The sequence below is a fragment of the Allotamlana fucoidanivorans genome (genome assembly GCF_006265225.1).
Lineage (GTDB): Bacteria > Bacteroidota > Bacteroidia > Flavobacteriales > Flavobacteriaceae > Allotamlana > Allotamlana fucoidanivorans.
This window is the reverse complement of the sequence record NZ_VDCS01000149.1, coordinates 1-206: the sequence shown is the minus strand read 5'-3', so window position 1 is coordinate 206 and position 206 is coordinate 1. Positions and strand designations below refer to the sequence as shown.

The window sequence follows — 206 nt, the reverse complement described above, 5'->3', positions numbered from 1 at the left end:
GCTCAAAATGCACTGGATGCTGATATCGCAGCTTGGGTAACTAATCAAACAGCTATTATAAATAACAGTTTAGCGGGGGGGTGTTCACCGAGCGTATCGCATGATTTTACCAATCAGTCTATCGACTTCTGTACGGGAGGTACGGTAACTATTACCTGGACGGTAGAAGATATCTGTGGCTCTACTAATCCTACTGCTACATATAC

1 protein-coding gene is annotated in these 206 nt (G+C 43.7%); it reads left to right on the top strand.

Translation table 11 applies throughout. The features are described from left to right. A partial coding sequence (locus FGF67_RS17405; protein ID WP_158293263.1) for a hypothetical protein occupies window positions 1–206 on the top strand: 206 nt, incomplete at both ends.